At 40.9% G+C, this 9,267-nt stretch carries 11 protein-coding genes; 9 read left to right on the plus strand and 2 right to left on the minus strand.

What is annotated here, in order from left to right; all coding sequences use genetic code 11:
• Nucleotides 1–330 precede the first annotated feature (330 nt).
• The gene (locus tag V7K15_RS05680; protein WP_334903785.1) at nt 331–825 is read right to left on the minus strand and encodes a DUF6174 domain-containing protein; all 495 of its coding nucleotides are present in this window, start codon (nt 823–825) and stop codon (nt 331–333) included.
• 58 nt (nt 826–883) lie between these two features.
• Between V7K15_RS05680 and V7K15_RS29915 the strand changes: the two genes are divergently transcribed.
• Nucleotides 884–973 (plus strand): microviridin/marinostatin family tricyclic proteinase inhibitor, encoded by a 90-nt coding sequence (locus V7K15_RS29915; RefSeq protein ID WP_442949650.1) that lies wholly within the window; start codon nt 884–886, stop codon nt 971–973.
• Between the two features lie 25 nt (nt 974–998).
• On the opposite strand, the gene V7K15_RS05685 is transcribed toward V7K15_RS29915, so the two are convergent.
• Nucleotides 999–2,135 carry a cob(I)yrinic acid a,c-diamide adenosyltransferase gene (locus V7K15_RS05685; RefSeq protein WP_334903787.1) on the minus strand — a complete coding sequence of 379 codons (1,137 nt, stop codon included), beginning with the start codon at nt 2,133–2,135 and terminating at the stop codon, nt 999–1,001.
• Nucleotides 2,136–2,358: 223 nt separating this feature from the next.
• Between V7K15_RS05685 and fraC the strand changes: the two genes are divergently transcribed.
• The 8 genes from fraC (at nt 2,359) to V7K15_RS05725 (ending at nt 8,761) form a co-directional block, all read left to right on the plus strand.
• Nucleotides 2,359–2,898: a filament integrity protein FraC gene (gene fraC, locus V7K15_RS05690; protein WP_334903789.1), complete on the plus strand. Its 540-nt coding sequence runs from the start codon at nt 2,359–2,361 to the stop codon at nt 2,896–2,898.
• A gap of 64 nt (nt 2,899–2,962) precedes the next feature.
• Complete coding sequence (gene fraD, locus V7K15_RS05695; RefSeq protein ID WP_334903791.1) at nt 2,963–3,970, plus strand: septal junction protein FraD; 1,008 nt, start codon at nt 2,963–2,965, stop codon at nt 3,968–3,970.
• Nucleotides 3,971–4,012: 42 nt separating this feature from the next.
• Nucleotides 4,013–4,792, plus strand: a complete 780-nt coding sequence (locus V7K15_RS05700; protein ID WP_334903793.1) for an ABC transporter permease — start codon at nt 4,013–4,015, stop codon at nt 4,790–4,792.
• Nucleotides 4,793–5,056: 264 nt separating this feature from the next.
• Nucleotides 5,057–5,713: a pentapeptide repeat-containing protein gene (locus tag V7K15_RS05705; protein ID WP_334903795.1), complete on the plus strand. Its 657-nt coding sequence runs from the start codon at nt 5,057–5,059 to the stop codon at nt 5,711–5,713.
• A 175-nt stretch (nt 5,714–5,888) separates the two neighbouring features.
• Nucleotides 5,889–6,614 (plus strand): pyridoxine 5'-phosphate synthase, encoded by a 726-nt coding sequence (locus V7K15_RS05710; protein ID WP_334903797.1) that lies wholly within the window; start codon nt 5,889–5,891, stop codon nt 6,612–6,614.
• A gap of 195 nt (nt 6,615–6,809) precedes the next feature.
• A complete protein-coding gene (locus tag V7K15_RS05715; protein ID WP_334903800.1) occupies nt 6,810–7,529 on the plus strand; it encodes a SnoaL-like polyketide cyclase in 720 nt (239 codons plus the stop codon).
• A gap of 63 nt (nt 7,530–7,592) precedes the next feature.
• Nucleotides 7,593–7,922 (plus strand): MgPME-cyclase complex family protein, encoded by a 330-nt coding sequence (locus tag V7K15_RS05720; RefSeq protein WP_334903802.1) that lies wholly within the window; start codon nt 7,593–7,595, stop codon nt 7,920–7,922.
• 209 nt (nt 7,923–8,131) lie between these two features.
• The gene (locus tag V7K15_RS05725) at nt 8,132–8,761 is read left to right on the plus strand and encodes a hypothetical protein (RefSeq protein ID WP_334903804.1); all 630 of its coding nucleotides are present in this window, start codon (nt 8,132–8,134) and stop codon (nt 8,759–8,761) included.
• Nucleotides 8,762–9,267 lie beyond the last annotated feature (506 nt).

The following is a 9,267-nucleotide window of genomic DNA, read 5'->3' on the forward strand; positions in this document are numbered from 1 at the left end:
AACGATATAGCGTTTCCTAATGACATGAAGTACATCATAGCCCCCTCTCGAAGAGCAGGGAGGGGGTTGGGGGTGGGGTTCTTGTACTTCACTCAACTGAGAACCGCTATAGTGATTATTTAATGGTTAGTGATCTAATAACCACTAACCATTAAGAATTGGCTTAGTAGAGTATTTGATTAATTCCTAGCGAATTAAATTTGGCAAAACTCCGCGTAGCTTTGCTACCTGGATCGTTTAAAAATGATAGCAGTCCTATTTGCAACCCGCAGATCCCCGACTTCGTAAAAGTTGTCGGCGATCTTGTTTCTCACGAATGATTCAGGATTGCTATAAACCTTGATGAAGTTCTTCAAAATTGCTAATTGTAGTAAATACACCAGCATCGGCAGCGAGATTACCGATATTAATTTGGGTTGGATAACCAAGTTGTGGGTTGTATACCACAGTTAATTCGGATTTTCCTCGGTTGATCGCATTCTCAATCAAATTAAAGAGTTTAGGAATTGTACTATATTGTCGTAATGATTCTGAATTAACTGGCTTCCCAGTATTTGCATCCGTGATAGAAGTTGTTCTGCCATTACGTACTTGAATAATTAATGGACCTCTAAATTCGGGAATACAAAAGCAACTATTGCTAAGTTTGTAGCGGTAGTTGTCAATTTTTCGTTGATTCCACAATCGGCGATTAGTTCTTAGCTGTCTTAAATTTGAGCTAGCAATCTCTGTTTGTACTCCATGCGTAGGAGGCACAGACATTACTGGGGCATTAAAACTCACAGATGCTAGTAAAATTGCACCAATAGCAATAGGCAAGCGCATATCAATCTTTTGTTAACATTGAGTTATAACTTCAACCTGACTAAGCAGGATTCCAGAAATGCTTGAGAAGGTACTATTCTTTGCCCGATTCCTAGAAGGGCAAAAGTGTGAAGAGCTTTATAATCAAGATGCTTTGCACACAAAATAACTGTACTGATTAAGAGTCAGTACGCCTAAAAATCTACCCCTCGCTTGAGTTCTACACCTTGATTGGCATAGTGTTTGTGGCAATAAACCTCTGAGTGGACGCTAGCCAAGTCGAAGTATGCAGGTGGATTTTGGCAGCGGCCAGTGATAATAATTTCGGTGTCGCGGGGTTTGCGGAGTAAAGCTTGAACAATGGGTTCAACGGGGAGTAGTTCTAAATCAACAGTGGGATTGAGTTCATCGAGAATAATAGTTTTATATAGTCCAGATGCGATCGCAACTTTAGCGATTTCCCAACCCCGTTCCGCTTCTACGTAGTCTAATTCTTGCCGGGAATTGCGCCAGACGATCGCATCTCCACCACAGCGCTGATGATCCACCACTTCTGGATATGACTGCTGCAAGGCGGCGATCGCTGCGTCTTCTGTGTAGCCACTACCACCTTTAAGCCACTGCATAATCAACACACGGGTAGATCCGGGATGATTGATTCCCCTACCAATCGCTTGCAAGGCTTTGCCCAAAGCACTAGTAGACTTGCCTTTACCAGCACCAGTATAAATTTCAATCCCTTCAAGTAGGAGGGCTTTAGCTATTGGGTGGTGATGAGGTTTCATTTCTGAGTGCAAATCTGCAATATCGAGCAACTTTTGCGGCGCGGCGCGTCCGGTGGCAATAATTTCTAACTCTTGGGGTTTAGATTTTAATACCTTAACCACTTCATCCACTGGTAGCAAACCTAAATCCAGAACAGGGTTAATTTCATCTAAGACCACAACTGAATATAAACCACTAGCGATCGCACCTTTGGCTACATCCCAACCCCGCGCGGCTTCCTCTCGGTCAAAGGTGGTAATTTCCTCATGCCCAAAAAATTCCGCTCTCCCAGTGCGAACCTGGTCAATTAAATGGGGAAAACCGCGCTGCAAAGCTGCGATCGCGCCATCTTCGTCATAATCACGTTCCGGCCCCTTTAAAAACCGCAGCAGTAAAACGCGGTTAGAATTGCTAGGCATATTTATCCCCAAGCCAATGGAGCGCAAAACCACCCCCAAAGCCGCTTGAGACTTACCTTTACCCACGCCATCGTAGACGTGAATTTGACCAATGATCCGTTCTGGGCGCACTTGCGCCGTGCGAATACCGATACCGTTCCTTGTCATCTCTCGAAAAGCTATAACGTGGCAGTCTTTAATCTTACCTAACGTCTTGTACTCTCATCTTAAAAATTGCCTGTTCACCGCATCCGTACAAATATTAACAATATCAATAGAGGAATAGTGGCACAGCACCATAGTAAAGGATAAGAAGAATAGGATAATTTCCCCCATCACCCTCACTATCCCAGTTATACTCACTACAGTTAACCCTTACTGTTGACCATTTATGCCTGAAAATTGGATGCTTCCCAGGATTTTTCCCATTGGTGGAATTCTATTTGACTTTTTATTTGTACTGATTGCCATCCCGATCGAAGCATATGTTTTGCACTCTCGGCTAAAATTTGACAAAAAATCCAGTACTTTTTATGCCATTTCTATCAATCTGTTTTCTAGTGTAATTGGTTGGTTGATATTTTTTTTATCAGAACCACTGTTGCCGATACAGATTAAATCAGAATTAATTAACTATATGTTTTTTAATAATTTTAAATCACCAAAGACACAAACTTTCGTTATATTAACTGCCTTCATAATTTTCTTTGCTACTTTTTTAACTAAATTTTTTGCTTTAAGAGTACTACTACTATCATTGAATGAACCAGTTGCTAAAAAAGAAGAGGAGCCAGAAATATCTCAACGGCGGCGACCCCGTGGTTTTAGTAATATTAAATTACAAACTACCAATTTACTTACTACTACATTAATAGCAAATTCTCTGAGTTATAGTGTGATCACAATTATTTTATTGTTTCGCTCAAAATAACAAGAATCGACTTGTTTAATCGAGAGGAAAAATATTGATTGATTAATTAGGTGTAGGGAGGAACATGAATACGCTATTTAAAGATGTATTTGGAGTTTTTAAATTTGCTGAAGGGCTTTATGCAGGAATTAGAAAGGTATTAGTTCCACCCAAAGCTTATTCTTGGCAAACATTTATTTATCTGAGTGTTTTTTCTTGGGTACTTTCATATTTTGCTACAAGCTATATCAAAGATGTAATTGCCTTTTTCGGCTGGTTATTTTTAATTGCCGGTACAGCTTGGTATACAACTGAAGATCCTTTGAGGGTTCCTGGTACTTTTATGCCAGTCGGGGCAGTAATTACGGGATTTTTAGTGAGTGTTTTTGCATTTGGAAATCAAGAGGATGTAATTACACCAAGAACAATCGTTTTTTGGCCGACAATTTCAGCACTAATTACGGCAATACCAGAATTTATTGAAGGAAATGACACCGATGCTAAAGCTCGCATTCCTAAACCAGAAGACCGCCAAAGAATTATAGTTTTAGTTGCTAGTAGTATGCTGCTAAGTTGCTGGATTCAGTTTTATTTTGTAATGGATAATTGGTTACGACAATATCCCAGTTTGCAAGCAGATAATTTTAAACGTAGTACCTTTGTTGTCAGAAGAGAACAAGCAGTAAAAATTCCCCAAAACGGCGTTATAATTCTAGAGAAACTTCAACCAATAGTAGTAGAGCAAATAGCCGAAAGACCTTGGTCGGAAGTAGAGAAATGGTTGCTAGATGCGAAACAGCGTGTAGGAAGTCTGGGTAGGGAAATAATTAAAATCAACCTGGATAAATATGAAGAAAAGGATCTATGGCGCATTGAACCGCGTGTGACTAATACTAAGTCTGGATATATATTAGATTTATTAAGTATTTGGATAGGCCCAAGTTCTAATCCACGGGGCTATTACTTGAAAAAATCTTGTCGCATTGAACCAGTTGCAGCAACCAATAATTCCGGGAATAAGATTACAGTTGCAGAAATTGAATGCGATCGCGCCAGTAAATTGATTCCTGGATCACCGCCTCCGCAGCAGTGAGGAGTCGGGAGTGGGGAGTAGTCCTAAAATGAAAGATGAAAAATGAATATTAACAGAATTTTTGTATTGGCAAAGAATGTGTTTCAGGAAGTGGTACGCGATCGCATCCTATATATTATCGGTTTTTATGCGCTAATACTCGCCATTGCCTTCCGCGTTCTTCCTGAATTTGCAGCTATGAGTGAAGACAAAATGTTTTTAGACTTTGGGATGGCGGCGATGAATGCCATCGGCTTAATTGTGACGATATTTGTTGGTACGGGACTGGTTAATAAAGAAATTGAAAAACGCACTATCTTGATGCTAATTGCTAAACCTGTCAGCCGCAGCGAAATTATCGTCGGCAAATACTTGGGTTTATCCGCAATCCTAGCTGTACTTGTCGCCATGATGACAGCACTTTATCTAGTATTTCTGCAATTTGGTAACATTCCTCATCCAACGGCGAGTATTCTAATTGCGGCAATTTTTTTAATTTTCCAGTTATCATTAATCACCTCTATCGCTATTACTTTCAGTGTTTTTACTGGTTCTCTGCTAGCGACTGTTTTAACCTTTGCGGTATATTTAATCGGAAATATTACTCAAGATTTAGTACAACTTGGGCGGATTAGCCACAACCCTGGTATGGAAGGTCTAACTCAAGGTTTGTTTCTGATCTTGCCAGATTTATCTCGATTAGATTTGAAAAATGATGCCATTTATGGTCTGCAAGCATTACCTGATGCAACTGCACTAATTACAAATGCTGGCTATGGCTTACTTTATAGTGTGATGTTGTTAGCGATCGCTATTTTTATCTTTTCAAAACGCGAATTTTAGCCATTGGGCATTCGGCATTAGAAGAGGAAAGGAGTAAACAGAAAGTTTTTCCTTCCTAACTTCTGTTGTATGAATATTTCCTGACTTATGTCAGCATTTTTTGTTTTAAAAACCACTTCAAAAGCCTATTTACAGGTGATTGGCGATTTGTTGGGAATTTATTTTTGATTATTTACTGAGTTGATCTCCATTTGAGGTGTACTCTCAATATACGGTAACTACCACACATGACTTTGAGATAAATTACACCCAGAGGTGAATACCATGAAAAATTATGCTGATAAGCAAGAATTTGTATTAAGTCAAATCACAAATAAATATTTTCAGCGCCGAGATTTTAGTGGATGTGACTTGAGTGGAATTGACCTAAAAGGAATTGATTTAAGTGGTGTTAATTTCATAGGAGCGGATTTACGTGGTGCAAATCTGTCTGGCTGTGTCCTGACTCGTGCAAATTTAAGTGGCGCAAATTTAATGGAAGCTAGCTTACGTGAAGCTAATTTGTATGAAGCCTCTTTGTGTGAAGCCAATTTGATTAATGCTGATTTAACCCGAGCAAATTTGTGTGGAAGTTTTTTATGGCGGGTGAAATTCACAGGTAGTAATCTTTGGGGTGCTTCTTTGTGTGATGTGGATTTGAGAGAAGCAGACCTAAGTAAAGCTAAATTAATTGAAGCATCGCTGATTGAAGCTAACTTAAGTTTTGCAAATCTCGCCGGAGCAAAGCTATGTGGAGCAAAATTACTAGAAGCTAATTTGACTCAGGCCAACTTAACTGGTGCAGACCTGACATGGGCAAATTTAACCAAGGCAAACTTGAATAAGGCAAACCTTTGGGAGGCAAAGCTGATTTATGCGAAGTTTCGGGAAACTATCATGCCTGATGGCACAATTAAGCAACCTCAGATAGTGATTTATTAGTCAGGAGTCAGTTTTGGTCTGACTTTTCACTTTTATCGGCAAAACCTCACATTCCATTCCTCCCCTAAAAGGGGCTACCATGTACACACAAGTCTTAAGAAAGTGTCAAAAAATTGGCATATACATTTCCGGTAAAATTAAGTTCTGAAGACTGTGGATTTGGGAGAAATTTAGGGTGCCTACACTTGGCGTTAACATTGACCACATTGCCACCATCCGGCAAGCACGGCGGACGGTAGAACCAGACCCCGTGGCGGCGGCGGTGCTGGCAGAATTAGGGGGTGCAGATGGGATTACGGTGCATCTGCGCGAAGATCGGCGGCATATCCAAGACAGGGATGTGCTACTCTTGCGGCAAACAGTGCGATCGCATCTTAATTTAGAAATGGCCGCTACAGATGAAATGTTAGCGATCGCTCTCGATATCAAACCAGATTACGTGACTTTAGTCCCGGAAAAGCGCGAAGAAGTCACAACAGAAGGCGGACTAGATATTATCGGTAAAATTGCTAAAATAGGTGAGATAGTCGATAAATTGCAAAGTGCTAGCATTCCAGTTAGTTTATTTATTGACGCAGACCTAGCACAGATAGAAGCATCTGTCAAGGTGCAGGCGCGGTTTATTGAATTGCATACCGGACAATATGCAGAGGCTAAGGATGAAACAAATCGCCAGCGAGAATTAGCCATATTAGCTAAAGGGTGTGAACAAGCGATTCAAGCTGGATTGCGAGTCAACGCTGGTCATGGACTCACCTACTGGAACGTCTATCCGGTGGCTGCGCTTCTAGGCATGGAAGAACTCAACATTGGTCATACTATCATCAGTCGAGCTGCATTAGTAGGTATGGAAAGGGCAGTCCGCGAGATGAAACAAGTTATAAGAGGGAATGGAGCATAGGGCATTGGGCATTGGGAAGAGACAAGGAATAAACTTATTCAATAATTCTCCCTTGTCCCCCACCCTGCGGGTTCGCGTAGCGTTCCGTAGGAAAGCTAAAGCTACATCACCCTCATCTCTCCACTCCCTTAAACTTAAGAGGGGTTGTCACTGCGAAATCTAGAAATTGGGATCAAATCTTCAGCAAAAACTTCTATGAGCGCAACACAATCTAACAACCTGCCGCTTTGGGTACAGGATCGGGATAAGGTGATAGCAGAAAGCACTGATGTCGAGTGGCGCTATCAGACACCGCCTGATTATTCCCGTTCTAAAGAGAATCTCGCCCAAGAAAGTATCCACAATCACCTTGAAGGTACACTAGAAGCGATCGCGCAAAACTTGGTGCGAACCTTAGAGATGGAGGTATCCTTCAAAGCTAACCCGCAAGAGTGGTTATCTATTGTGAATGATAACTTTCGCGTGAGTACCAACGGCGGAGTAGAGTACACCGCAGCAGATTTATCAGCCCAAGGTACTTACAATTTATTTATGGCTGATTCCGAACACTACAAGGCTTCAGAAGAAACCTTTGAATCATCCGCAAAAGTCTTCCACACAACATTTCCCCAAGGATTTCCTTGGGAAGTGGTAGAAGTTTTCTCAGGGCCACCGAATGTGACATTCAAGTGGCGGCATTGGGGACATTTTAACGGAGAATACAAAGATCATGCACCTACTGGAGAGACAATAGAAATTATCGGCATGAGTATTGCAAAAGTTACCGATGATTTGAAGATCATTTCCTTAGAACACTACTTTGACAATAGTCTGTTCTTGGAAAAGCTCACATCTGGTGGCAAACAGACAAATGCTGAAAACCAGAAAAGTGGTTGTCCGTTCAGCTCTTGGTTCAAGAAATCCCCGAAAAGTTAGTTTGTAAGGGTACAGTCCAGTACTGTGCCCTTAAATTATTCACATAGCAACTCCAGGATGAAAATGCAAACATACTATTACGTTTTGGCTAGTCAACGTTTTCTTATCCAAGAAGAACCGATACAGGAAGTTCTCAAAGAACGTACCCGTCACTACCACGAACAAGAAAAACAAATAGATTTTTGGTTGGTTGAGCAACCAGCTTTTTTGGAAACACCCCAGTTTGCAGAGCTAAAGGTGAAGTGTCCGCAACCAGCAGTAGCGATTATTTCCACTAATCCCCAATTTATTACTTGGTTAAAACTGCGTTTAGAGTACGTCATCACTGGGGAATTCCCAGCTCCTTCTGAGACAATACCCGACGCTTTGGCATCGTTTGCTACTGTTTCCTAATCTGGGCATTGGGCATTGGGTTATTCCCCTTGTCCCCACTCCCCAATTTTATTTTTGAGGAACAAAATATATTTTTTGACATTCCTTTAATCCCATACTGAAGTGGCTAGGTTTCAGCTTTTTTCTTATAAAATCTTCTAGGACACCTTGATTTACATAATCTAACTTTTGTGCATAGATTTCAGATACCAAGTGTTTTAAGATTAGCGATGTCTACGACGAGCTTCGCTTACGCTCTTTTGATTGGTGGCATGAGTTCGGTCTTTGCCCAACAAGCCATTCCCCTTTGTCAACCACCAAATGTAGGTGAGTATCTTTTATTAGTAGTCAGTCCCACAGCAAATAATCAAAAGCAGTTGCGTAGTGCCTTACCGTCTGAACTTAAGACCATCACCTGCAAATATCTCAACGAAACTGTGACGCGTGTAGGAGGCTTTAACAAAATTGACGATGCCAATCGTTGGGCGAGATATGTCAGCAATATTGTTGGCTTGTCTGCTATAATTACCACTCGACCAACAACCCCAGATGTGCAGCAACAGGCACAGGCACAGCCACCTCAGCAGACAGTCAGCTATAATCCTCAAGCCTTAGGAGAGGGTTATGCAGTCCTAGTAGATTATTACAACCGTCCAGAACTAGTAAATAGTGTGCAACAACTAGTGGGAGGTAATGTAGGTTTTGTTTCTTATGGACAACGCCCTTACTTCTTAGCAGTTTATACCACCAACCAAACTGAAGCATACAACACATTGCAGAAGCTGAACAATGGCGGTTTTATTGCCAGCATAGTAGATAGTCGGAAGGTAATTCTGCTGCGGTCAACTGTGCGGTTATAGTGATATTAAGTTTACTGGAATACTGATGCGATCTACCAGGGTGGTAATTTGTCAATTGACCGAATTTTAGATTTTAAATTTTGAATCCAAAATTTAAAAAGATTTCAAGCGAACCTATATAATCGCTCTGCCAGAAGCAAGTTATCTGAAACAAATCTTTTCATCCTCAAGAAAAAGAATTTTTTCACGGGGTAAATCTAAAATCTAAAATCCAAAATTTATTGACAAATTACCAGTTATACCAGGTTCGGTTGATTACTTACTAAACCCCAAGAACCCCACCCCGCCCGTGGGTGGGGTGCAATGACTATGGGAATCACAACTAATTACCGGGACATGATATTATATCAGGTTCGGTTAAATATTTATAATATCTGTAGGTTGGGTTGAGGAACAAAACCCAACATTTGATCCTTGTTCATGTTGGGTTTCACTGCCGTTTAACCCAACCTACATTGATAAATTTTATTATAAGTAATCACCTGAACTTGATATAATATCATGTC

This window comes from Nostoc sp. (assembly GCF_036919815.1).
Lineage (GTDB): Bacteria > Cyanobacteriota > Cyanobacteriia > Cyanobacteriales > Nostocaceae > Nostoc.